At 36.0% G+C, this 25386-nt stretch carries 24 protein-coding genes and 1 other annotated feature; of the genes, 14 read left to right on the top strand and 10 right to left on the bottom strand.

Features of this window, described 5'->3' with window-relative positions; genetic code table 11:
- Positions 1 to 21: 21 nt before the first annotated feature.
- Entirely contained in the window at positions 22 to 660 is a 639-nt protein-coding gene (locus PSR14_RS27400) for an NAD(P)-dependent oxidoreductase (protein WP_000689898.1), read from the bottom strand.
- A 282-nt stretch (positions 661 to 942) separates the two neighbouring features.
- Between PSR14_RS27400 and PSR14_RS27395 the strand changes: the two genes are divergently transcribed.
- The 5 genes from PSR14_RS27395 to PSR14_RS27375 all read left to right on the top strand — a co-directional run bounded on the left by PSR14_RS27395 (position 943) and on the right by PSR14_RS27375 (position 7484).
- On the top strand, positions 943 to 2373 hold the full coding sequence (locus tag PSR14_RS27395; protein ID WP_001022943.1) for a sodium:alanine symporter family protein: 1431 nt from the start codon (positions 943 to 945) through the stop codon (positions 2371 to 2373).
- Between the two features lie 335 nt (positions 2374 to 2708).
- The gene (locus PSR14_RS27390; RefSeq protein WP_000346385.1) at positions 2709 to 4148 is read left to right on the top strand and encodes a sodium:alanine symporter family protein; all 1440 of its coding nucleotides are present in this window, start codon (positions 2709 to 2711) and stop codon (positions 4146 to 4148) included.
- 295 nt (positions 4149 to 4443) lie between these two features.
- Positions 4444 to 5625: a NupC/NupG family nucleoside CNT transporter gene (locus PSR14_RS27385; RefSeq protein WP_000673861.1), complete on the top strand. Its 1182-nt coding sequence runs from the start codon at positions 4444 to 4446 to the stop codon at positions 5623 to 5625.
- 351 nt (positions 5626 to 5976) lie between these two features.
- Complete coding sequence (locus PSR14_RS27380; RefSeq protein WP_000706846.1) at positions 5977 to 7158, top strand: NupC/NupG family nucleoside CNT transporter; 1182 nt, start codon at positions 5977 to 5979, stop codon at positions 7156 to 7158.
- A 92-nt stretch (positions 7159 to 7250) separates the two neighbouring features.
- On the top strand, positions 7251 to 7484 hold the full coding sequence (locus tag PSR14_RS27375) for a hypothetical protein (protein ID WP_048557411.1): 234 nt from the start codon (positions 7251 to 7253) through the stop codon (positions 7482 to 7484).
- 25 nt (positions 7485 to 7509) lie between these two features.
- Here the strand turns inward: PSR14_RS27375 and PSR14_RS27370 are convergent, their stop codons facing one another.
- Positions 7510 to 8016: a ferritin gene (locus PSR14_RS27370; protein WP_000949389.1), complete on the bottom strand. Its 507-nt coding sequence runs from the start codon at positions 8014 to 8016 to the stop codon at positions 7510 to 7512.
- A 53-nt stretch (positions 8017 to 8069) separates the two neighbouring features.
- Positions 8070 to 8393, bottom strand: a complete 324-nt coding sequence (locus PSR14_RS27365) for a MazG nucleotide pyrophosphohydrolase domain-containing protein (RefSeq protein WP_000355737.1) — start codon at positions 8391 to 8393, stop codon at positions 8070 to 8072.
- A gap of 88 nt (positions 8394 to 8481) precedes the next feature.
- Between PSR14_RS27365 and PSR14_RS27360 the strand changes: the two genes are divergently transcribed.
- Both PSR14_RS27360 and PSR14_RS27355 read left to right on the top strand, forming a co-directional pair.
- Positions 8482 to 9045: a TIGR00730 family Rossman fold protein gene (locus tag PSR14_RS27360; RefSeq protein ID WP_169509303.1), complete on the top strand. Its 564-nt coding sequence runs from the start codon at positions 8482 to 8484 to the stop codon at positions 9043 to 9045.
- Between the two features lie 118 nt (positions 9046 to 9163).
- The gene (locus tag PSR14_RS27355; protein WP_000390889.1) at positions 9164 to 9445 is read left to right on the top strand and encodes a hypothetical protein; all 282 of its coding nucleotides are present in this window, start codon (positions 9164 to 9166) and stop codon (positions 9443 to 9445) included.
- A 17-nt stretch (positions 9446 to 9462) separates the two neighbouring features.
- Here PSR14_RS27355 and PSR14_RS27350 read toward each other — a convergent pair whose 3' ends face one another.
- The 3 genes from PSR14_RS27350 to PSR14_RS27340 form a co-directional block, all read right to left on the bottom strand.
- Positions 9463 to 9660 (bottom strand): hypothetical protein, encoded by a 198-nt coding sequence (locus PSR14_RS27350; protein ID WP_000656322.1) that lies wholly within the window; start codon positions 9658 to 9660, stop codon positions 9463 to 9465.
- Positions 9661 to 10135: 475 nt separating this feature from the next.
- Positions 10136 to 10576, bottom strand: a complete 441-nt coding sequence (locus tag PSR14_RS27345; RefSeq protein ID WP_001041890.1) for a Dps family protein — start codon at positions 10574 to 10576, stop codon at positions 10136 to 10138.
- Positions 10577 to 10788: 212 nt separating this feature from the next.
- A complete protein-coding gene (locus PSR14_RS27340; RefSeq protein ID WP_000227570.1) occupies positions 10789 to 12222 on the bottom strand; it encodes a sodium:alanine symporter family protein in 1434 nt (477 codons plus the stop codon).
- A 407-nt stretch (positions 12223 to 12629) separates the two neighbouring features.
- On the opposite strand from PSR14_RS27340, the gene PSR14_RS27335 reads away from it, so the two are divergent.
- The 6 genes from PSR14_RS27335 to nprB all read left to right on the top strand — a co-directional run bounded on the left by PSR14_RS27335 (position 12630) and on the right by nprB (position 18017).
- On the top strand, positions 12630 to 13127 hold the full coding sequence (locus tag PSR14_RS27335) for a cation:proton antiporter regulatory subunit (protein WP_001026068.1): 498 nt from the start codon (positions 12630 to 12632) through the stop codon (positions 13125 to 13127).
- Positions 13128 to 14327 carry a cation:proton antiporter gene (locus PSR14_RS27330; RefSeq protein WP_000380208.1) on the top strand — a complete coding sequence of 400 codons (1200 nt, stop codon included), beginning with the start codon at positions 13128 to 13130 and terminating at the stop codon, positions 14325 to 14327.
- A gap of 177 nt (positions 14328 to 14504) precedes the next feature.
- Complete coding sequence (locus tag PSR14_RS27325; protein ID WP_000422823.1) at positions 14505 to 14939, top strand: DUF3920 family protein; 435 nt, start codon at positions 14505 to 14507, stop codon at positions 14937 to 14939.
- Between the two features lie 112 nt (positions 14940 to 15051).
- Positions 15052 to 15462: a MarR family winged helix-turn-helix transcriptional regulator gene (locus tag PSR14_RS27320; RefSeq protein ID WP_000845457.1), complete on the top strand. Its 411-nt coding sequence runs from the start codon at positions 15052 to 15054 to the stop codon at positions 15460 to 15462.
- Between the two features lie 50 nt (positions 15463 to 15512).
- Complete coding sequence (locus tag PSR14_RS27315) at positions 15513 to 16211, top strand: pirin family protein (protein ID WP_000488945.1); 699 nt, start codon at positions 15513 to 15515, stop codon at positions 16209 to 16211.
- 156 nt (positions 16212 to 16367) lie between these two features.
- Positions 16368 to 18017, top strand: coding sequence for a neutral protease NprB (gene nprB, locus PSR14_RS27310; RefSeq protein ID WP_139264481.1), 1650 nt, complete (start codon positions 16368 to 16370; stop codon positions 18015 to 18017).
- A gap of 42 nt (positions 18018 to 18059) precedes the next feature.
- Here nprB and PSR14_RS27305 read toward each other — a convergent pair whose 3' ends face one another.
- The 4 genes from PSR14_RS27305 to PSR14_RS27290 form a co-directional block, all read right to left on the bottom strand.
- Entirely contained in the window at positions 18060 to 18377 is a 318-nt protein-coding gene (locus PSR14_RS27305; RefSeq protein WP_000082521.1) for a metal-sulfur cluster assembly factor, read from the bottom strand.
- Between the two features lie 118 nt (positions 18378 to 18495).
- On the bottom strand, positions 18496 to 20187 hold the full coding sequence (locus tag PSR14_RS27300; RefSeq protein ID WP_000008428.1) for a methyl-accepting chemotaxis protein: 1692 nt from the start codon (positions 20185 to 20187) through the stop codon (positions 18496 to 18498).
- Between the two features lie 188 nt (positions 20188 to 20375).
- The gene (locus PSR14_RS27295) at positions 20376 to 22070 is read right to left on the bottom strand and encodes a methyl-accepting chemotaxis protein (RefSeq protein ID WP_000878422.1); all 1695 of its coding nucleotides are present in this window, start codon (positions 22068 to 22070) and stop codon (positions 20376 to 20378) included.
- 412 nt (positions 22071 to 22482) lie between these two features.
- Positions 22483 to 23301, bottom strand: a complete 819-nt coding sequence (locus PSR14_RS27290) for a bifunctional 2-polyprenyl-6-hydroxyphenol methylase/3-demethylubiquinol 3-O-methyltransferase UbiG (protein WP_098487429.1) — start codon at positions 23299 to 23301, stop codon at positions 22483 to 22485.
- 114 nt (positions 23302 to 23415) lie between these two features.
- Positions 23416 to 23686: a binding site (T-box leader), on the top strand.
- 50 nt (positions 23687 to 23736) lie between these two features.
- Between PSR14_RS27290 and metG the strand changes: the two genes are divergently transcribed.
- Positions 23737 to 25371: a methionine--tRNA ligase gene (gene metG, locus PSR14_RS27285; protein WP_098487430.1), complete on the top strand. Its 1635-nt coding sequence runs from the start codon at positions 23737 to 23739 to the stop codon at positions 25369 to 25371.
- Positions 25372 to 25386 lie beyond the last annotated feature (15 nt).

Here is a 25386-nt window from a genome sequence, read left to right as displayed (position 1 = left end):
ATGTTTTACGAGCTTTTTTTATTATTCAGCTTCAGAAACAACTGTGAAGCGTTCGTTTACGTGTTTTGGATTTTCGATTTCATCAAGTGCTGCTACTGCGAAGTCTTCGTAACTTACGTAGCTATCACCTTTTGCGTTCACAAGAAGATTGTCTTTGCCAGCTGTATAAGAACCTGTGCGTTTTCCTAATGCGAATAGTGCAGAAGGGCTGATGAATGTCCAAGTAATATCGTTAGTTTGTTGCAGAATTTCTAAGTTTTTACCTTGGTTTTGAGCTGTTGCAAGGTATTCTTTTGGGAAACCTGGCGTTTCAAATACACGTGTTGTTTTCTCTTCGTCTACAAATAAGCTTCCAGCGCCGCCAACTACAAGTAATTTTGTATTTGGTGCACCTTTCATAGCTTCAATAAGTACGTTTCCTGCATCTACGTGAAGGTGTTCTTCGCCTGCTGGAGCGCCGAATGCATTTACAACTACGTCGAATGCTTGTAAGTCGTTAGATGTAAGAGAGAATACGTCTTTCTCTAAAACCTTTACGTTTTCTTCTGTAATTTTTGCAGCATTTCTTACGATTGCAGTTACTTCATGTCCGCGATCCAATGCTTCTTTTAAAATACGACTTCCTGCTTTACCAGTTGCTCCAATAATTCCGATTTTCATAATAAATCCCTCCAAAGTGTTTTGTTAAAGTGTATATCTGAAAGTGAATGAATGTATTGTAATTAGGTTTGTTACAACCTGTTGTAATCATTATAGTTACAGGTTGGTATTTTTGTCAATGGGTTGTTTAGGAATTTGTTTTTTGTTTTAGTATGTACATTTGCTAAAAAGAGGAGTCATGAAACCTCTAATATTTGGAAATCGAAAATTGTCGAAAAATGTTGATTTTTAAATATTTTTTAAATATAATTCGTTTTATGGAGAAAAGGAGGGGTTAATTGTATGAATATTTTGGAACAATTCGTTTCATCGACGAATACAATTCTTTGGTCGTATATTCTTATTGCAATGTTAATTGGTTTAGGTCTTTATTTTTCTATTAAATTGAAATTCGTACAAATTACTCATTTAGGGGAAATGATTCGATTAATGAGTGATGGATTAACTGGAAAGACGCGTAAAAAAGGTAGTGTATCTTCTTTCCAAGCATTTTGTATGAGTTCAGCAGCCCGTATTGGTATCGGTAACTTAGCTGGGGTAGCTTTAGCGATTTCTATGGGAGGACCTGGAGCAGTATTTTGGATGTGGGTTATTGCGATTATTGGGGCGTCTTCAAGTTTTGTAGAAAGTACGCTTGCCCAAATTTATAAAGTAAAAGACGGCAGTGGCTTCCGTGGTGGTCCTGCTTATTATATGGAAAAAGGTTTAAATAAACGTTGGATGGGAATTTGGTTTTCTATCCTTATTACAGTTAGTTACGGTTTAATTTTCAACTCAGTACAAGCAAATACAGTTACATTAGCGTTTAAAAATGCATTTGGTTTAGAACGTTATATTGTTGGGATTGTATTAGCTGTATTAGTTGCAGTTATTATTTTTGGTGGTGTAAAAAGTATCGCACGTATGTCGGAAATGATTGTTCCGCCAATGGCGCTTATTTATATTGCGGTAGCTATTTTCGTTGTCATTAAAAACTTCTATTTAATACCAGATGTGTTTACAGAAATCTTTAAAGGTGCATTCGGTTTAGATTCAGCTGTAGGTGGTGGTATCGGTGCTGCGATGAAATATGGTATTCAGCGCGGATTATTTGCGAACGAAGCAGGTATGGGTAGTGCGCCGAACGCGGCAGCAACAGCTGATGTAACGCATCCAGCAAAACAAGGTTTTATTCAAACAATTGGCGTATTAGTAGATACATTCTTAGTATGTACATCAACAGCGTTTATCGTACTATGTTCTGGTGCATATAAAGCAACGAATTTAGAAGGTATTGAACTAACACAAAATGCATTAAGTTCACAAATTGGCCCATGGGCAAGTAGCTTCTTAGCGATTATTATTTTCTTATTTGCGTTTAGTTCACTTTTAGGAAACTACTATTATGGTGAAACGAATATTGAATTCATTAAACAAAGTAAAACTTGGTTAACAATTTACCGTATTGCGGTAGTGGGAATGGTATTATTCGGTTCTGTTGCGACGCTTCAAGTTGTATGGAATATGGCAGACTTATTTATGGGTCTAATGGTAATCACAAACTTAATTGCGATTACACTTCTTGGCCGATTTGCGTATGCGGCATTGGCAGACTATGTAAGGCAAAAGAAACAAGGAAAAGATCCAGTCTTCCGTGCAGATTCTATTCCTGGTTTAACGAATACAGAGTGTTGGGATAAGTCAGCGGTAACGGATAAAGAAAAAGCAGTGTAAATGAAAAGGCGAGCATCGAGTTGAATTCGATGCTCGCCTTTTTTTGTTGTAGTAAAGGATGAAAAGGATGAGAGGTAATTGTTAATATAATTTTTGTTTGTTCATTTCTCATATTATTTGTAGGGAACGTACTGTCTTAAAGGTATGGCTGGTCACATAGGATGAGTGATTTAGTATTGGATAAATGCGCGTACTAGTTATAATTTTGCGTAAAAAAACACATGTGTTAAGAAAGTTAACCTACTTATGTTAGAAAACCTAACATAAAGTTCTTGATTACTAAGAGTTTTTAGAATATAATTTTCTTATTGTTAGGAAGAGGGGGCAATGCAATTATGGATTTTTTAGCTAAGGTAATTGGGGATATAAATAATGTCCTTTGGTCATATATCATTATTGCGATGTTAATTGGGTTAGGACTTTACTTTTCATTTCGTGTGAAATTTGTCCAAGTTCGTTACTTCGGTGAAATGATTCGATTGCTTGGGGATGGGGCGAGTTCGAAAACGAGGAAAGCACAAAAAGAGAAGAGTGGTGTATCATCATTCCAGGCTTTTTGTATGAGTACAGCTTCTCGTGTAGGTACTGGTAACTTAGCTGGTGTAGCTATTGCAATTTCAGCAGGTGGTCCAGGCGCAGTATTTTGGATGTGGTTAATCGCGGTAATTGGGGGTGCTTCTGCATTTGTCGAGAGCACATTAGCGCAAATTTATAAAGTGAAAGATGGGAATACGTTCCGTGGTGGCCCAGCGTATTATATGGAAAAGGGTTTAAATAAGCGCTGGCTTGGAGCTATTTTCTCTGTATTAATAACAGTAAGTTTTGGATTAATTTTTAATGCTGTACAATCTAATACTGTAGCGGCTGCTTTTGATGGGGCATTCAAAACAGATAGTAGATTAGTAGGTCTTGTAATGGCTGGTTTACTTGCAGTTATTATTTTTGGCGGAGTAAAGCGAATTGCACGCGCGGTTGAAATGATTGTTCCAGTAATGGCGATTATTTATGTAGCAGTAGCATTATTCGTTGTTGTAACAAACATTACGGCAATTCCGTATGTATTTAAAGAAATTTTCTTACATGCTTTCGGAATTAAAGAAGTAGTAGGCGGGGGATTAGGTGCTGCGATTTTATTAGGGGTAAAACGCGGATTATTCTCAAATGAAGCAGGTATGGGTAGTGCGCCGAACGCAGCTGCGACTGCAAACGTAACGCACCCAGTTAAACAAGGTTTCATTCAAACTTTAGGGGTATTTACAGATACATTATTAATTTGTAGTTGTACAGCATTTATCATTCTTTTATCAGATGTGCATAATGCAGCTGATTTAAATGGTATTCAATTAACGCAACAAGCGTTAAGTCAACATATCGGTCCATGGGCTTCTATATTTGTAGCAGTTGCAATCTTCTTGTTTGCATTTAGTTCATTAGTAGGTAACTACTACTATGGTGAAACGAATATTGAATTCTTAAATGGAAGTAAAGTGCTATTAACAGCTTACCGCATTGCTGTACTTGGTATGGTTATGTTAGGTTCTGTAGCAACAATTCAAATCGTTTGGGATTTAGCAGATTTATTCATGGGTATTATGGCTGTTATTAACTTAGTGGCAATCGTATTCCTTTCTAAGTACGCTTTTGCGGCATTATCAGATTATGTAAAGCAAAAGAAACAAGGAAAAGATCCAGTCTTCTATGCGAATTCAATTCCAGGTCTGAAAAATACAGAGTGCTGGGAAGAGCAAGTAGCAGATAAAGAAAAAGCGGTATAATGGAATGGGCATCAAGTGAAACTTGATGCTCATTTTTTTGTTTTATTCAGCTATTTGCAGATAGTAAAAGACGAACATTAATAGATGTTTTATAATAAAATGTAATTTTTTAAAGAAAATTGCGGATATGAGTTGTGATTTATGTTAGAATGGAAAATGCCTTTAAAACAAGAGGTTTTATGATTTTTCCTATCTGATTGAAGATTTTGGAGGGGAAATGGAAAGTTCGGGTTATTTCTTGTTTTAGTAGTCAGACGTTCAACGTTAATGAAGAGTTAAATGGAGGATTTTATTAATGAAGTTTGTTATGTTTCTTGTAGGATTACTCGTTGTATTTGTACTCGGTTTTCTTATAAGCTCCGATCGAAAGAAGATTAAGTATAAACCAATCGCAATTATGCTTATTATTCAGCTAGCTTTATCTTATTTCTTATTAAATACACAAGTTGGTTATATTTTAGTAAAAGGAATTTCAGATGGATTTGGCGCACTTCTTGGATATGCGGAAGCTGGAATCGTTTTCGTATTTGGTGGTCTTGTTAATAAAGGAGAGGTTTCATTCTTCTTAACAGCGTTATTACCAATCGTATTCTTTGCCGTTTTAATTGGAATTCTGCAACACTTTAAAATTTTACCAATATTTATTCGTGCTATTGGTACGTTGTTAAGTAAAGTAAATGGTCTAGGAAAACTAGAATCATATAACGCAGTAGCAGCTGCCATTGTTGGGCAAGCGGAAGTATTTATTACAGTAAAAGATCAATTAAGTAAAATCCCAAAACACCGTTTATATACATTATGTGCATCTTCCATGTCTACAGTATCGATGTCAATCGTCGGTTCTTACATGAAAATGATCGAACCAAAATATGTAGTAACAGCACTTGTATTAAATTTATTTAGTGGTTTCATTATTATTCATATTATTAACCCGTACGATATTACAGAAGAAGAAGATACACTGAAATTAGAAAATAAGAAAAAACAGTCATTCTTTGAAATGCTAAGCGAATATATTATGCTTGGTTTCACAATCGCGATAACAGTAGCAGCCATGTTACTTGGTTTCGTAGCATTAATTACAGCAATCAATAGCTTGTTTGATTCTATGTTCGGTATTACATTCCAAGCTATTTTAGGATACATTTTCTCACCATTAGCATTCGTAATGGGTATTCCGCAAGCAGAGATGGTAACAGCGGGACAAATTATGGCAACGAAATTAGTATCAAACGAATTTGTTGCGATGCTTGATCTTGGAAAAGTAGCTGGTGATTTATCAGCTCGTACAGTTGGTATTCTTTCTGTATTCCTTGTATCATTTGCGAACTTCTCATCAATCGGAATTATCGCAGGTGCAACGAAAGGTATCGATGAAAATCAATCAAATGTTGTATCATCATTCGGTCTACGCCTTGTGTACGGTGCGACATTAGTAAGTATTTTATCAGCGATTATCGTTGGTGTTATGTTATAAAAAAGATGGTCCTAGCTCATAGCTAGGGCTATTTTTTATGGTAAATTTGCATAGAAAAACCAATTAATTAGGAATATATTAACATATAAAAATCTTTTTAAATTTATATTGCTTTTCAGTTAGATAACGCTTACAATTTGATTTGTAGGTGGTATCAATTTCAGACTTTCAAGTATGGTAGGAGAGAAGAGGCCACCTTTAATAAATTGCAATTTATGTAAACGCTTACTGATTTAGATAACAGTTGAATAGTATTTAGGGGTTTTAAATTTTTTTTAACATCAATGGTCAGACGTCATTCGTTATACGTTATACGACCAATAACTCGTGGGAGAAGTGGAGGATTCACATATGAAAATAGTAATGTTTCTAGTCGGTTTACTTGTAGTATTTGTACTAGGGTTCCTTATCAGTTCAGATCGCAAGAAAATTAAATATAAACCAATTGCACTTATGCTTGTCATTCAATTGGTACTTGCATATTTCTTACTGAATACAAAAGTCGGATTTGTATTAGTAAAAGGGATTGCAGATGGGTTTGGCGCTATTTTAAAATTTGCGGAAGCAGGGGTTAATTTCGTATTTGGTGGTCTAGCAAATGATGGACAAGCACCATTCTTCTTAACGGTATTATTACCAATCATTTTCTTAGCAGTATTAATTGGGATCTTACAACATATTAAAATTTTACCGATTATCATTCGTGCAGTCGGTTTCCTATTAAGTAAAGTGAACGGTTTAGGAAAACTAGAATCATATAATGCAGTAGCAGCTGCGATTGTTGGTCAAGGGGAAGTATTCATTACAGTAAAAGATCAATTAAGCAAATTACCGAAAAATCGTTTATACACACTTTGTGCATCTTCCATGTCTACAGTATCGATGTCAATCGTCGGTTCTTATATGAAAATGATTGATCCAAAATATGTAGTAACGGCACTTGTATTAAACTTATTTAGTGGATTCATTATCGTTCATATTATTAATCCATATGACGTGAAAGAAGAAGACGACATTTTAGAATTACAAGAAGATAAAAAGCAAACATTCTTTGAAATGTTAGGCGAATATATTATGCTTGGTTTCTCTATCGCTGTAACAGTAGCGGCGATGTTAATTGGTTTCGTAGCATTAATTACAGCAATTAATGGTGTGTTCGATTCAATTTTCGGAATCACATTCCAAAGCATTTTAGGATACATTTTCTCACCATTAGCATTCGTAATGGGTATCCCAACATCAGAGATGCTAACAGCAGGACAAATTATGGCAACGAAATTAGTAACGAACGAATTCGTTGCAATGCTTGACCTTGGTAAAGTAGCTGGTGATTTATCAGCTCGTACAGTAGGTATTTTATCTATCTTCCTTGTATCATTTGCGAACTTCTCATCAATCGGAATTATCGCAGGTGCAACGAAGAGTATCGATGGCAAACAAGCAAATGTTGTATCATCATTCGGATTAAAACTTGTATACGGTGCAACGTTAGTAAGTATATTATCAGCGGTTATCGTTGGGGTTATGCTTTAATAAATAGTAAAGAGGTCGTTTATCTCTCGCCTAGAGGGATGAACGGCTTTTTTATTTTGGTATGATAAATAGTGTGGAGAGGGGGAATTAGGGTGAAAGAACAGAATAGTTTAAAGGAATTTGATGAGGTTATAGATAACATTAATCGTTTAACTGGAGAAGATGCTAGAGCGTTTTTGAAATTTATACATGGATATTTGAGCATAGTAGAAGAAGGAGATGGAACTTTTACTCATAGTGACTTTGTTGAAAAGGTTTCTGGGCTCTATAAAAAGGATGTGGCGAGGGTTATTCAACTTAGAGAAGAAATAAAAAAATCACCTTAATCCATTCATTAAGGTGATTGAAATACTACTCAGCTGGAGGCGTAAATGTACGTTTCTCTAATTCAGCATCTAGCATAAATAATGCGTTTGAATCGCTTGTAATACGTTTTAATTTTTGGATAATGCTATCGAATGAAGCTTCTTCTTCTACTTGCTCATCGACGAACCATTTTAAGAATGTAATTGTTGCGTGTTCACGCTCATCCCAGGCGATATCAGATAGGTTGTAAATACGTTTCGTTACTTCACGCTCGTGCTCAAGTGCTACTTCAAAAGCATTCAGTACAGAGTCATATTCGTTATTTGGATTATCAAATCCAGTAATAATAGCGCGCTCACCGCGGTCATTAATGTAGTTGTAAAGCTTCATTGCGTGGAAACGTTCTTCTTCAGCTTGTACAAGGAAAAAGTTAGCGAATCCATCGTAGCTCTCGGCTGTACAGTAAGCAGCCATTGCCATATAAGCGTGGGCAGAGTAAAATTCAAAGTTCATTTGATCGTTTAGTGCGTCGTGCAATTTTTTTGATAACATAAAATCCCCCTTAGTATTGTGACAAGAATATTATACCATAATTGATAATATTCTCATTTAGATGTCTCGAACCTTTTCGAAAGCTTTGTGACGTGTGCGTCCATAATGTCTTGTAAGTCCAAATCATATTTTTGCGAAAGAATAATAAGATTAGATAGTACATCACCAAGTTCTTCTTTTAGTTCTTGTTTTAGCTCTTCTTCTGTTTTCACGTTTTCATCAGGACGATCCCGACCGATTTCGATTGCGCGAACAACGCGTGAAACTTCCCCAACTTCCTCTGTTAAGAAATTTAACCGAATAAAGGCATTATACTGTGACCAGCTTCGTTTTTCGTAAAATTCCTCAACCCATCTTTCAAATGCGACAATATCCATTTCTTTCTCATCCCCTCAATATGTTGTACAATGTTCATTGTATCATAACAATATATAGTTTTGGGGTGTAAGGATGAGAAAGATTTGTGTGTTTGCAGGTTCCAATTTAGGGGAGAGACCAGAGTTCAAAGAGCAGGCAATTGAATTAGGTAAAATGTTTGTTGAGAATGATTATGAGCTTGTATACGGTGGTTCTTGCGTTGGATTAATGGGAGAAGTAGCAAACGAAGTTCTTCGCTTAGGTGGTCGTGTAACAGGTGTTATGCCGCGCGGTCTATTCCGAGGAGAGATCGTTCATACAGGGTTAACAGAATTAATTGAAGTAGAAACGATGCATGAACGTAAAGCGAAAATGGCAGAGCTTGCGGATGCTTTTATTGCACTACCAGGCGGATATGGAACGTTTGAAGAGCTATTTGAAGCAGTATGTTGGTCACAAATTGGTATACATAATAAGCCAGTTGGTTTATTGAACATAAAAGATTTTTATGGACCAATTCTGCAAATGGTTGAACGTGCAGCAGAAGAGGGATTCATGAATCCATCGAATAAAGAGTTAATCGTTGCCGCTGAGACGGCAGATGCACTCATTCATAAGATACAAAATTACGAGCGTCCTGTTTTAGGAACGAAGTGGAAGCAACTATTATAATACAATTGTATAGAGATTTTTGGAAACACATGTCATTTTATCTTCAAAAGACATGTGTTTTTAATTTGGTTAAATATGTTAATGTTAAGGTGTAATGTTTTGGGAAAAGGAGAAATAGATGGAGGAATTCGTATTTTTAAGGCCGGTTTTTAAATGTATTTTAGCAGCATCTATTCTTGTTATGCTAATTGTTTCAATACAGAAGAAAGAGCTGATTAATGCGTTTTCGCTTTGGTTTATTTCGATACTATGTATCGGTGTTTCCGCGATCACGTTGTTTATGTCTGGGTTTATTGTTGATGAGTATAATTTAGGTGGAGATTCGGTGTCGTTTGATATGTTTATTGGGATAGTTTGTATTAGCGGTTTGAATTTCATTATTTATTATAGGCGGAAATAAAAAGGAGGCATTCCGTATTACTTTGGAATGCCTTTATCATTTTGATTACTTTGTTTTTTATACAAGTACCAGCCACCCCAGCCGCCACCAATTGCTACTACAACGAGGAAAGCGTAGTCTTTCACCTCGATACGTATGTTGAAAATATTAGCTATAAGTAAGACAATCCCAACTGTTATTAATGCAAAAAATGCTCTAATTAAGTAGTCTTTCAACTGAACCACTCCCGCCATTTAAGTAGTAAATGATGAATATGGAAAAGCTTTTTTTGAATCTATGTTACTAAAGGGTGTTACCTATATTTTAGCATAAAAGAGATTGTAATATATTGATGAAAGTGGGGGAGAGGAGCGCTGATATTGTCGTGATTTGTCGGTAAGTCGATATAATTGAAAAATCGCTGATATATTGGATGGAATCGCCGATATAATTGAAAAATCGTTGATATATTGGATAGAATCGCCGATATAATTGGGAAATCGCTGATATAAATTTCATGTACCAACAAAAGCGACCATTCCATAGAAAAAAGCGACTCTGAACGAGCCGCTTCCGCTTTTAGGTGATATCCAGCTCCGGTGACTAGAACAGTCGGTCATTTCGCGCCTTCCTGTGAGGCAAAAAACGCCTCTTCGTCAGGAGCTCCAATGCCCTCCTGTTCTGAGCAAGTCACCTCCGCTTTAAAGTCTATTATTGATTCAAGAACGCACGTAGCATCCAAGCGTGTTTTTCTAGTTCTGTGTAGATGCCTAGTAGTAGGTCAGATGTCATTTCGTCGTCAGAGTTTTGAGCGATTTCCATGCCTTTTTTCAGTTCGACTAGCATCATTTCGTAGTCTTTCATGATTGCTTCGACCATCCCTTCTGCAGTTTCTCCGTATGCTGCTTCTTGAATAGAAGATATTTCTAGGTACTCTTTCATTGTTGCTACTGGTTTACCACCAATTGCTAAAATACGTTCTGCAATTTCATCGATGTGAGTAGCTGATTCTGTGTAAAGTTCTTCGAATTTCTCATGTAATGTGAAGAATTGAGGTCCTTTTACGTACCAATGGAAGTTGTGTAGTTTTGTGAATAAAACACTCCAGTCTGCTACTTGTTTGTTTAATACTTCGATTACTTGTTTGTTCATTATGATCAATCTCCTTTTGAGTTGTTATGTGATATCAATTACTAATTTATAATTATTATAATCTAGGAATTCATATAAATCAACCCTTTTGCTGGAATTAATTTGAACAAATTATGAACTGTGTAAATAAAAATCCCTATTACTGTAGAGTAATAGGGATTTTGTTTGATATATAGCTCTTGTTCTGAACGAGCCGCTTCCGCTTTTAGCTGTTATACAGCTTTTTTATTCTCTTCTACATCCTGTCCATCCCAGCACTCTGTATTTTGTAAGCCAGGGATAGAACTTGCAACGAAAACAGGATCTTTTCCTTGTTTCTTTTGCTTCATATAGTCTACTAATGCTGCGTAGGCGAATTTGCTTAGGAATGAGATGGCAATTAAGTTTGTCAATACCATTAGTCCCATGAATAAATCAGCTAAGCTCCAAACTGTTTGAAGGGCAGCGATCGATCCGAAGAATACCATTCCGACAACTGCAACGCGATAAATCATTAACCAAGTTTTGCTTTCTTTAATAAATGCGATGTTTGTTTCACCATAATAGTAGTTTCCTAGTAAAGAACTGAACGCGAATAGGAAAATAATAATTGCTAAGAAAGTGCTTGCCCATGGTCCGATTTGTGAACTTAATGCATTTTGTGTTAATTCGATACCTTGTAAGTTTGTTCCTTTGTAAAGGCCCGAACATAATACGATAAATGCTGTTGATGTACATACTAAGAACGTGTCTACGAAAACACCTAACGCTTGAACAAGTCCTTGTTTGACAGGGTGAGATACATCTGATGTTGCGGCTGCGTTAGGGGAGCTACCCATACCTGCTTCTGTTGCGAATAGACCGCGCTGAATTCCGAATTTAATTGCTGCTCCAATACCACCAGCGATGGCTTGGTCTAAACCGAATGCGCCATTAAATATTTCCATAAAAATGCTTGGTAACATAGTAAAGTTGTTAATAACAACAAAAATAGCCACACCAATATAAATGATTGCCATTGGAGGAACAATCATTTCCGTAATACGTGAAATGCTCTTAATACCACCGAAAATAATAACTGCAACTAATAAAGCTAATAGAGCTCCTACGATCGTTCGCTCTAGTCCAAAAGCATTTTCAAATGCTATTGTTACTGTGTTTGCTTGTACAGAGTTGAAAATTAATCCGTACGCAACTGTAATAAGAAGTGAGAACCAAACACCCATCCAGCGTTTGTTTAATCCTTTTTCCATATAATATGCTGGGCCACCACGGAATCTGCTTCCATCTTTTACTTTATAAATTTGCGCGAGCGTACATTCTACGAAACTAGTAGCTGCTCCAAGGATAGCGATAAACCACATCCAAAATACTGCGCCAGGTCCGCCCATTGAGATAGCTAATGCTACACCAGCTAAGTTTCCGATACCGATACGTGCAGCTGCACTTAAGCAAAATGCTTGGAACGGGGAGATGCTATCTTTCTTTTTTTCTTTTCGATTAAATCCTTTACTAATTAAACCGACCATCTCACCGAAATGAGTAATTTGGACAAATTTTAATTTAAAAGAGAAATAAAGACCGAAGCCGATTAGCATTGCAATAAGAATATATGACCATAAAATATTATTCGTTACCTCAAGGAATCTGCTAAAGATATCAACCATATAATACACTTCCTTTTTTCCGTAATAAGAAAATTATATGCAAAAAATATACGAGAATCAATTTTTCTAAAAAATCATGTTACTTAAATCTATTTTGTGTTATGATTATGTTACATGATGATATTTTTAGAATTATTTACATTTTAAAAAACTAAATGTAAAGCGAGAAAGAGGGGATGATTTGAAAGAAGAATCTTTATGGAAAGTAAGCCTTGAGAGTTTGAAAATGAGAAGTAATATATGTTTTATCATTACATCTTTTAGTATCTTTTTAGGAGCCACTTATTATTACAATAAAAGATTTCCAAATCACAGGTATCCTGAATGGTTAGAATTTCTAAAATGGATTGGATGAACAAAAGATAGAAAAACAGAAAATTTAAATAAAATTCGAGGAGGAGCTAAAGATGAATATTAGAGAAAGTGAACTTCCGGGTATTGGCTATAAATTTCAAATCGTTACGAAAGGTAATGAAAAGATGGTAATTGTTATTCATGATGACGGACGTAGAGAAATGTATCATTTTGATTCAGACCATGAAGAAAGTATCTCAAGTATTTCATTACGCGACTCAGAGGCAAGACAAATTGCAGCAATATTAGGTGGAATGGTGTATAAACCTAGAGCATTAGAAAATGTTGAAATGGTCTTTGAAGGTTTAGCGATTGAGTGGTTTAAAGTAGAGAATGCAGCGCCAGCAATCGGAAAAACAATCGGCGATCTGGAAATAAGAAAAACATATAGCGTAACGATTATTGCAGTTATGAAAAAGAATATGAAAAAGCTATTTAATCCAGGACCAGACACGGTAATTGAAGAAGGCGATATGCTTGTAGTTTCAGGCGAGAGAGAAGAAATTAAAAAAATTATTAATGAGTTACTTTCGAATAGGGGGACTGACTAGATGGATACGTTAATTTTTGAAGTTGGTACAGCGTTAGTATTAGTTGCAATTGCGGCAGTAATTGCTGGAAAGTTTAAATTCTCAGTCATTCCGTTTCTAATTGTTCTTGGGATGCTAGTGGGACCACATGCGCCGACAATAGGTGTGATCGATTTCAAATTTATTGAAAGTGCAAATGTAATTTCGTTTCTTGGACGGATTGGCGTTCTGTTTCTTCTGTTCTATCTAGGACTAGAGTTTTCAATGAAAAAACTAATTAAATCTGGACGTTCTATTGCGATTGGTGGAACGATCTATATTTTAATTAACTTTTCACTTGGGTTATTATACGGATTTATCATGGGATTCCCTTTACTAGAAATCTTAATTATTGCGGGGATTATTACGATTTCTTCTAGTGCTATCGTTGCAAAGGTGTTAGTGGATTTAAGAAGAACTGGTAATAATGAGACCGAATTAATTTTAGGAATTATCATGTTCGAAGATATATTCCTGGCTGTATATTTATCAGTCGTTTCTGGATTAGTTCTAGGGGATCACGCTTCATTCTTAGGTGCCCTTACTTCAATCGGAATTGCTTTAGGATATATGCTTCTATTCTTTATTGTAGCTAGAAAGGCGACGCCGTTATTAAATAAATTGCTCAATATTAGTTCAGATGAAATTTTCATTATTGTAGTATTTGCTTCATTATTCTTTATTGCAGGATTCTCGGAAACAATTCACGTTGCTGAAGCAATTGGAGCACTTCTTTTAGGGTTAGTTTTCTCTGAGACAGAGCATAGTGACAGAATTGAACATCTCGTTGTTCCATTTAGAGACTTTTTCGGAGCTATTTTCTTCTTCAGTTTCGGATTAAGCATTGATCCGTTCTCACTGGGCGGAGCGATATGGTTAACGTTAGGTGCTGTCCTTCTTACAATCATCGGAAACTTTATAGCAGGGATGATTGCTGGGAGACAAGCTGGATTATCTCATAAAGCATCAACAAATATTGGATTAACAATCGTTTCAAGAGGAGAATTCTCCATCATTATGGCCAATATCGGTATCGCTGGTGGTTTAATGTCAGTCTTGAAGCCATTTTCAGCACTATACGTGCTTATACTATCTATCTTAGGTCCACTTCTGACGAAAGAGTCAAAGAATGTATATAAATTTTTAAATAAAGTCTTTAAGTGGGATACGAAGACTAACTAAATTAAAAAAATAAAAGTAAAAGATATGTATGAAAAAGTGATTACGGAAAAGGAATCTATGTCGATATAGATTCCTTTTTGATTGGCATTTTTTCAAGGATGAAAGAATACGTTTAATATTTACCATATTGTGGCATACATATAGAAAAAGGATGCTTGGAAAGGGGAATAAAGAGAAATGGAACTCCAGTTTCAAAATGTATATCAACAGGTGGAAAATTGGTATGTGTTGGATTCGGAGCTTCCTTGGGATGTCAAAAGGCTTAGAGACGATTTATTTTCACTGATTGAAGTATGTAAAACACCGGTTATTTTTTGTGATACGTGTGATGCGAATCATGTCCTTTTATCACTAGGAGAAGAAGAAGAGGAATTTTTATTCCCGGTAGGTGGTTTTTATCATAAAGAAAAACAATTAATTTTTGTTTGTATGTGGGAAGAGTATGAGCAAGTCCTTAAAACACTACTGCATGAATTTCGTCATGCAATGCAACATAAGAGCGAAGTATTGCATGTTGGAAGTGAATTGTACGAAGATAGATGGATTGAGAAAGATGCGAGAAAATTCGCGGAGAGGAAGTTAGATGAATATAAAAATAGAAAGTTAATGTAAAGCATAGTGGAGAAATGACGCTGTGCTTTCTTTGCTTCTTACTAAAAATAAGTAATTGACTTTTATAAAGTTTAGTTCTAAACTAATGGTATAAAACGAGCGAGGTGATGAAATGAAAACAGAAGATAGACTAGGTTTACTCCTATGGTTTCGTTTATCACGTTTTTATAACAAAAGTATTCGTGAGACGAATCAGCATTTGAAAGAATGGAATGTATCTGCCGCTCAGTTTGATGTACTAGCTCAAGTTGGAGGGCATGATCGTTTAACGCAGCAAGAGCTTGGAAATAAGCTATTTGTTACGAAAGGAAATATTACGCAGCTTTTAAATAAAATGGAGCAGCTTGAGTGGATTCGTCGTGAACAAGAAGGTACTACAAAATATATTTCGTTAACAGAAAAGGGAAGAGCTTTATATGAAGAAATCGTCCCGCCTCAAGAAACATTCCAAGCGGAGCAGTTTCAAAATTTAAATGTAGAAGAACAACATCAATTACTACAATTACTAAAAAAGTTACAGTGAGAAAAATTTTAAAATAAATCTTGAATTCGAGATAATATGAGGTGAACGGTATGTTTAGAAAAGTTGATCATAAAAATATGGGAAGAGCAAATCACGGTTGGTTAAATACACATTTTCATTTTTCCTTTGCCAATTATTATAATCCTAATAACATGAACTTTGGTGCATTACGTGTAATTAATGATGACTTAGTAGCACCGCAAACTGGTTTTGATATGCATCCACACCGCGATATGGAAATCATTTCGTACGTTGTAGACGGTGCTTTAACACATGAAGATAGCATGGGGAACCGCGGAACAATTGAGCGTGGACATGTTCAATATATGAGTGCTGGCACAGGTGTATTTCATAGTGAGCATAATTTAGGAAATGAAACATTACGTTTATTACAAATTTGGATTTTACCAGACCGTGAGGATCATAAGCCAAACTATGGTGAGTTTACATTTGATTGGAGCAAGCGTGAAAATGAATGGTTTCATATGGTATCTCAAGTAGAAGGCGGGGCACCAATTCAAATTCATCAAGATGCGAATTTATATTCTTTATCGTTAGAAGCAGGAAAAGAAATTCATTTTCCAGTGAAAGAAGGCCGTCAATTGTATGTTGTACAAATTGAAGGTAGTAGTGTAATCAATGGTGAGACACTTGTTATGCGTGATGCAGCAGAAGCGATTGAAGAAGATATTCATATTGAAGCGAAAGAGCAATCACACTATTTAGCAATTGAATTGAAAAAGCAATAAAATGTTTATAAAAAAGAGGACGTCCGATAGGATGTCCTCTTTTTTTGAGTAGAATTGTCAGAAAAAACTTTCTCAAATTTTAGGTAAAGGTATCCACTTGAAAACCAAGAACTGTATAAAAGTGTCAAAAATCTTTAGGGAATGGGGAATGTTATAGTGAAAAAGCAAGTCATTTCATCAGCATTAGCGTTAACTGTTATCGCCGGGGGATTTGGAACATTTGGAGCAACGACAACGAAAGCGGAAGAACAAAAAATTCAATATCATCAAGAATTTAAAACGCCTGCATACATAGGTGAAGAATGGAAAGCACCGGAAGGACTAGATAAAAAAGAAACGGTCTTTCAATATTTAGAGAGTAAGAAAGATATGTTCAAATTAGCAGGAAATATTGATAAACACTTTAATGTCGTTGGGGAAGAAAAAGATGCTGAATCCGGTACAACACACGTGAAGCTAGTTGAGAAACATAATAACATTCCTGTGTACGGTTCAGATCAAACAGTTACACTAGATAAAGAGAATAATGTAAAAGCATTCTTCGGACAAGTTATTCCGAATTTAGAGGATAAAAATATTCCTGAGTTTGCAAAGATTAGTGCAGAGCAAGCAGAAACAATTGCAAAGGCAGATATTGAAAAAGAAGTGGGTAAAGTAAAGAATTATGACGGTGTGAAAAAAGATTTATTTGTGTATGAAAAAGATGGAAATTACTATCTTGCATATTTAGTGAAAGCATCGATTTCAAAGCCAGCTCCAGGATATTGGCATTATTTTGTTGATGCAACGAATGGAAATGTGATTGAGAAATATAATGCTGTAGATCACATTACAGGATTTGGTTACGGAGTACTAGGAGCTAGACAATCATTTGAAATTGCTCAAGATGAGAAAACAGGACAATTCAACTTGTTTGATGGTAAACGAGGACAAGGTATCCATACGTTTGATGCAGAAAATATGGATGAAAACTTGTTTAATTTATTCTCACAATGGCTTGGATATACAGGAGAAGAAGTTGAAAGTAAATCTAAGTTCTTCGAAGATAAAGCTGCAGTTGATGCGCATGTAAACGCAGGAAAAGTATATGATTACTACAAAAAGACATTTAATCGTAACTCTTTCGATGATAAAGGCGCGAAGCTTATTTCGACTGTTCACGTTGGAGAAAGCTGGAATAACGCAGCTTGGAATGGTGTACAAATGATGTATGGTGATGGCGATGGTACGACATTTATTCCATTATCTGCTGGACTAGATGTTATCGGTCACGAATTAACGCATGCTGTAACGGAACATACAGCAAATCTTGTTTATAAAAATGAGTCAGGTGCGTTAAATGAATCGTTATCTGATATTATGGGTGTCATGGTTGAGAAGAAGAGCTGGGATTTAGGTGCTGACATTTATACACCTGGAAAACCTGGTGATGCACTTCGTTCTCTGAAAGATCCAGCGTCTATTCCAAATCCATTAAAACCAGGTGAAGGTTACCCAGATCATTATAATAAACGCTACACTGGAACAGCTGATAACGGCGGCGTTCATATTAACAGTAGTATTAACAATAAAGCTGCATACTTAGTATCTGAAGGCGGGGAGCATTACGGCGTGAAAGTAACAGGAGTAGGCCGTGAAGCGACAGAAAAAATTTATTACCGTGCTCTTACGAAATATTTAACTGCAAACTCTGACTTTAAGATGATGCGCCAAGCAGCACTTCAGTCAGCTGAAGATTTATATGGTAAAAACTCTAAAGCTGTACAAGCTGTAACGAAAGCTTATGATGCAGTAGGCGTAAAATAATAAGAGAAAAAGACCTGACTAGGATGTCAGGTCTTTCTGTATTTAGTCGCGAATACCTAATGCGATTTTCGCCATACGTGACATACGTTCTTTAGACCAGGGCGGATTCCATACGACATTTACTTCTATTTCATTGACTTCAGGTACGTTCGTTGATAATACTTTTTTTACGTCTGATACAATTTGCCCAGCCATTGGACAACCGATAGAAGTCATAGTCATCGTAATGACAGCATTATTATTTTCATCTGCTGTAACGTCATAAACTAATCCAAGATTAATAATATCAACACCGAGTTCAGGGTCAATAACAGCTTCTAAGTTTGCATATAACTTTTCTTCAAATGCTTGTTGTGACATGTGTAGCACCCCCTACATATTAATGATATCGATTCTCATTATAACGGATATATACATAAAGTGCAGGAAATGAGCTCAAAAAAATATTCCTCTTGGAAGAGGAATATTTTTGGAATGGCTATTCAGTTTTAAAATGAGATACGAGTTGATCTAATTCTTCAACTGTTTGTTTCATTTGTTTAGCTGTTTGTGTCATCTCATTCATCGTAACGACTTTTTTCTCAGCAGATTGTGCTGTTGCCGCTGTTTCACTAGATACTTCAGTCGAAATAGAAGCGATGTTATTCAGTGAAGCGTTCATTTCTTCAGCACTTGCAGCCATTTCTTCAGCAGTTGCTGAGATGTCTTGCATTTGAGTAGATACTTTATTTACTTGCTCCACAATTGTTGTGAAAGAATTGCCAGCTTCACGAATGACATGAATGCCTTCAGATGCTTCCGAACGGCCTTGTGACATCATAGAGCTCGCAGTTTCAGTGTCTTGTTGAATTTGATGTAGTAATTGGTTAATATCTGTTGCAGCAGTTTTAGATTGTTCAGCAAGTTTTCTAACTTCGTCAGCTACGACAGCGAAGCCTTTTCCTTGTTCGCCAGCACGAGCTGCTTCGATAGATGCATTTAAAGCAAGTAAGTTTGTTTGTTCCGCGATATTAGAAATAGATTGTACAGCTGTATCAATATATTTCGTGTGGGTGATTAGACGTTCGACCACTTCTGACGTAGCATTTACAGCGTCGTGTATCGTTGTCATTTGTGAAACGGATTTTTGAATAACAGTATTTCCATCGTTAGCTTGTTCAGATGTAGCTACAGCAAGTTCAGTTACAGATGTGGCAGATTCAGCAATGCGCTGAACACTTACTGCCATATCGTCCATTGCAGTTGAGCTTTCTTCCATGCTAGCGGCTTGTGATTGAATACTCTCATTTAAGTTGGACATTGTGCTTTGAACTTTTATCGTTGCCTCGCGTGATATATTCGTCTTTTCTAGCATGTTTTCAGAAGCGTTTTGTACTTCTACAGATGTTTTTTGAACACGATTAATGATATGTTGTAGGTTTTCTAACATTTTATTAAATGATGTTGCGATCGTACCAATTTCATCATTACTGTTTACTTGTAGGCGGGCTGTTAAGTCACCTTCTTGAGATGATAATTCTTTTAGTTTACTATCAATTTGTTGAATTGGTTTTACAAGTTTACCTGAGAACCACCATGCAAGAATCATAGCTACAATAATACAAATAACAAGTGATAAGAAAACAACATATTCAATTTGTAGTGAAGATTGATCAATTTTTTTAATAGATTGATCACGTAACTTAGCTTGTTCATTACTGTAATTTGTGAAGTCACCAATTACTTTATAAACAGTACCATTTTCTGCATAAGCTACTTGCAGGGCCTCTTCCCACTTTTGTTCTTTTGCAAGAGGGAAAACTTTTTCTTCAATAAATTTTCTCCAAGCCAATCCTGATTCCATTGTACTTTTCACAGATTGAGAAAGATTAGGATTTGAAAGAAGCTCATCCTTCTTATCTTCAAGAAGTTTACTCATTTCGTTAAATTTGTCAAATTCAACTTGATCATGTTGTAATAAATAACCTCTTAAAGCAGAGAGCTGTACTTGATAAGCATCCCCGCGCTCTTTTAATTGTGTTGCTAGAGGAGAAATTTCTTTTTGTAATGCTTCAGCTTGACGAGATTGATCAATGGCAAAAAATAAAATAAAAGCTAAGGCGATTCCAAATAAAGCGCAAATCGTTCCCATCATGAACATTAGTTTTTTTCGAATGCTAATAAAACTCATATAATAAAATCCTCCTTTGTGAAATCATAGTATTAGAATTAATTAATGTGAAAAATTGAAAGAAAGCTTTACTCCGTCTGGAATAAAGCTTTCTTCTTTCCTTTAGGAATTATAGCAGACGGAATGAGAGATAGAAAGAGATATTTTAAAGTGAAAAAAGAGAGATTGTAAATCTCTCTTTTTTCACCTTAAGCATTTGTTTTAAAATGAGAAACGAGAACTTCAAGTTCTTGTACAGTCGTTTTCATTTCAGATGCTTTTTTAGCAACGACACTCATTTTGGTTACTTGGTCACCAGCTGAAGTTGCTGTTTGTGATGTTTCGGCGGCAACCTCATTTGAAATAGAAGCGATGTTATTTAAAGCTGCGTTCATTTCTTCAGAACTTGCGGCCATTTCTTCAGCAGTTGCAGACACCTCCTGCATTTGTGTAGAAACTTTGTTAATGTGGTTAACAATTTCTGAGAATGAAGATCCAGCAGTACGAATGACTGTAATGCCTTCAGAAGCCTCTGATTGACCTTGCGTCATCATTTCATTTGCTATTTTTGTATCTGCTTGAATTTGATGAAGTAAATGGTTAATATCAGTTGCTGCTAGCTGAGATTGTTCAGCAAGCTTTCGTACTTCATCGGCAACAACAGCGAAGCCTTTTCCATGTTCACCAGCACGAGCCGCTTCAATGGAAGCATTTAAAGCGAGTAAATTCGTTTGTTCCGCGATATTAGAAATAGATTGAAGTGCAGTATCAATATGATTTGTATGTGTAATGAGTCGTTCTACTACTTGTGATGTAGCGTTCACAGCTTCATTAATGGTATGCATTTGTGTAATAGATTTCTCAATGACTTTATTCCCACTATCAGCTTTTTCTGAAGTAGTAACAGCTAGGCTAGCAACAGAAGAGGCGGATTCTGCAATACGTTGAACACTTGTTGCCATATCGTCCATTGCAGTTGAACTTTCTTCGATGCTGGAAACTTGTGAACGAATATTATGCTCAAGAGCATTCATAGTCTCTTCAGTTTTGGCCGTATTTTCCATAGAAGCAGTTGTTTCGATAAACACATTTTCAGATGCTTCTTTTACACTTGTTGATGTTTGTTGCACTTGTTTTATTATACGTTGTAAATTAGTGAGCATTTGATTAAAGGAATTGGCGATATCACCAATTTCATCTTTACTCGTTACATGCAATCTAGCAGTTAAATCACCATCTTGCGAAGCTAATTCTTTTAATTTCTCATCAATTTGTCGTATCGGTTTAACGAGCTTACCAGAGAACCACCATGCTAATAAAATAGACGTTACTGTACATGCAATAAGTGATAAGAAAATAATATATTGAATAAGCGATGAAGAAGACTCCACGTCGGCAATTAATGCGTCACGCTTATCATTTTCTTCATTTGCATATTTCGTAAAACGACTTAAAAGGTCATTTACATAATCGGTTTGAGCTAAAGCGATTTTGGATGCTTCGTCCCATTTTCCTTCGCGAGCGAGAGGGAGGACTTCATTATCTATGACGCTTCGCCATTTTCCTCCCATTAAAATGGCTTCTTTCATTCCTTCCGAAAGTTTTTTATCACTGGTTACTTTTTCTCTCGTATCAGCTAGTTTTTTTCCTTCTCGGTTGAATTTATCCAATCCTTTTTGATCATGTGACAGTAAATATTCTTGTAAACCAGCAACTTGTGCTTGGAACCAATCGCCACGTTCTTTTAAAATGGTTGCTCTTTTGGAAACATCATTTTTTAACGTTTCAATTTCGCTCGCTTGGCTTATAGCGAATGAAAGAATAACAATAAGAGCAATGCTAAATAAAGAAGAAATGCTTAAGAGTGTGAACAGTAGTTTTTTTCGAATACTAACATATTTCATCGTTACCCCTGCCTTTTAAAAACTGTTTATTATAATTTATAAATATTTAGAGCAGAATTAATAAAAACATCATTATGAAGTTATTAATCTGTTCAATAAAAATTATAGCAGATAATGGAATATGGCAGATTGATATGAGTAAATGTTCTTAAAATGTATACATTTGTATATCAAAAAATTCATCAATAAAAATGAGAAATGCTATTGTAATTTGAAATAACATCATGTATACTTCTAATTAGTTGATAACGATTATCAGTATCAACTAAGACATTACTCTTCGTTATGTTGGTCATACCCCTTTTTGACGACGTAAGTCAGAGACGAAATGTTGAAATATCTTGTGTCCTATTCTACAGAATTATGGTAATCTCCAACCTCAACTTATATGCGTGAGCATGCAAAAAGGATCCTATCCGTGAAGGGATCCTTTTTTGCATGCTGTCGCAATTAATGTATAGAGACCCGGTACACGCTCTTCCATTCCTTCCGGTGCAGTAGAAGGGAAGACCCATCTTTGATGAGGCCCGTGTTCTTCAACTAGTTTTTCAATTTTAAAATGTTCTTCTGCAAGTGTTGTAACAATTTCTCCTAGCGTCCAGCGACGGATGGTTGTTTTAGGTAACGATTCTTTCTGCGCTTCTGTAAGAAGGATGCTATAAGCAACATAATCTTCAATCAATTCTTCATCAAAATAATTTCCATTTGCTCGAAATGATGGGTGGTCGACTCCTAATAATTTAGTATAAACAGGGTGATAGTCACGAAGGATTAGCATTCCATCTTCTTTAAGTAAAGTAGCAATTTTTTGAAAGAGCGGTTTTAAATCTAAAAAATAATGGAGTACACCGAGTTCCAGCAATACGATATCAAATGATTCGGAGAGCTGCACATGTAATACATCAGAAACGACATATTCGATAGAGACACCGGCTGCGTCCGCAAGTTCATTTGCATATTTTGCATTACTTGCTGAAATATCAACAACTGTTACGTCAGCTCCTAAAAGAGCGAGAGCAACAGCTTTATTTCCTTTTGACCCGAGTAAATTAATAATACGTTTTCCTTTCGGAGATTGTATGTAAGGTAAATAGTGATCTACCTCACGCATAGGGTCTTCTAAGATTTTTTTCGCATAATCAGCTGGTGCCCCGTGACGATTCGTCCAAGCTTCATAAGCAGCTGCATTCCAGCTTTTTTCATTACGTGTGCTTAGTTGTTTTTGATTCAATTATATCACTCCTTTTGTGAACGTATAGGTATTCGGCAGGGGGATGGGATTTCCTTTTCTTTTTGGATAAAAGTTTGATTTTTCTGTTATTAAGTCGTAAAATACGTGTTATACGTAAAAGCGTTGAAAAGGAAAAGTAGGATGAACACATTCTTTCCAGAGAGCTTCGGTAGCTGAGAAGAAGCAAGAATATTCATTTGAACAATGGCCTTTGAGCTTCGTCCTGAACTTATCAAATGATAATAGTAGGCGACGACGAGAGTTGGTACTCGTTATCAAAACCACAGTATAAGAGCATATAGCTCCGTACTTGTTAAGGCTAATTATGTGAGTAATTGGCGAAATAAGGTGGTACCGCGACTGTTTATACAGCCCCGCCCTTATCTTTTTTTAGATAAGGGCGGGGCTTTTTATATTTTAAAGGAGGAATGTAAGATGAGTATTTTTATTGGAGGCGCTTGGCCGTATGCAAATGGTTCGTTACATCTTGGACATATTGCGAGTTTGTTACCTGGAGATATTTTAGCACGTTATTATCGGGCAAAAGGTGAGAATGTGTTGTATGTTTCGGGAAGTGATTGTAATGGAACACCAATTGCAATTCGGGCAAAACAAGAAGGTGTGACGGCGAAGGAGATTGCTAATAAGTATCATGAAGAGTTCCAGCGATGTTTTCGTAGCCTTGGTTTTACGTATGATTGCTATACACGTACAGATAGTGAGCACCATCATGAAACGGTTCAAAATGTTTTTTTACGTTTATTAGAAGAGGGACATATTTATAAAAAAACAGTGGAACAAGCATATTGCGAAACGTGTACACAATTTTTACCTGATCGTTATGTAGAAGGGATATGTCCGCATTGCCATGAAGCAGCAAGAGGAGATCAATGCGATGCGTGTTCAGCTATTTTAGATCCACTCGATTTGTTAGAAAAGAAATGTAAGTTATGTGGTAGTACACCATCCGTACAGGAAACAGAGCATTTCTATTTTGCATTGCATACATTTCAGGAGCAAATCAAAACGGCTGTAGAAAACGCCAAACAAACAGGAACATGGCGCGACAATGCGATTCAACTAACAGAGAGATATGTAAAGGAAGGATTACTAGATAGGGCTGTATCACGTGATTTACCAATTGGGGTACCAATTCCAGTAGAAGGGTATGAAGATAAGAAAATTTACGTATGGATTGAAGCAGTGACAGGCTATTATTCAGCGAGTAAACATTGGGCTGAAAAAACAGGGGAAGATGATCAAGAGTTTTGGGATAGCGAAGCGAAAACATATTATGTACACGGAAAGGATAATATTCCATTTCATTCCGTCATTTGGCCAGCGGTATTGCTTGGAATAGGAGAAGGGGCAATTCCTCGTCATATCGTTTCAAATGAATATTTAACAGTGGAAAAAAGAAAATTATCTACAAGTAAAAACTGGGCGGTATGGGTGCCTGACATATTAGAACGCTATGATCCAGATTCTATTCGTTACTTTTTAACCGTCAACGCACCAGAAAATCGCGATACTGATTTTTCGTGGCGAGAATTTATTTACAGTCATAATAGTGAATTATTAGGTGCATACGGGAACTTTGTGAACCGGGCATTAAAGTTTATTGAAAAATATTATGGTGGTATCGTGCCGAAAGGAAGTATTGATGTAGAGCTGAAAGATAAAGTAGAAGGATTATATAAACATGTAGGAGAGGCGATTGAGCAAACTAAATTTAAGGTAGCGCTAGAATCAATATTTGATGCAGTACGTTTTGCAAATAAATACTTTGATGAGAGGCAGCCTTGGAAACAAAGGGAGGATGATCCAGTTTCATGCGAAGAAACGATTTATAATTGTGTTTATCTAATCGCTAATTTTGCAAATCTCCTTGAACCGTTTTTACCATTTTCAAGTGAAAGAATTAGAAACACATTATCGATTGTGAACCGAAATTGGGAGCCTCAACATACGTTGCCAAGTAGAATTGATAGCGTGCAACCACTATTTGAACGAATCGATGTAAAACAAATTGAGCGTGAGTTAGAAAAGCTATATGGAGCGGTAAAGTGAGATAGAGAAAAAGAC

Source organism: Bacillus sp. A01H, from assembly GCF_045277205.1.
GTDB classification, from domain to species: domain Bacteria; phylum Bacillota; class Bacilli; order Bacillales; family Bacillaceae_G; genus Bacillus_A; species Bacillus_A paranthracis.
This window is presented reverse-complemented; position numbering and strand designations above follow the sequence as displayed.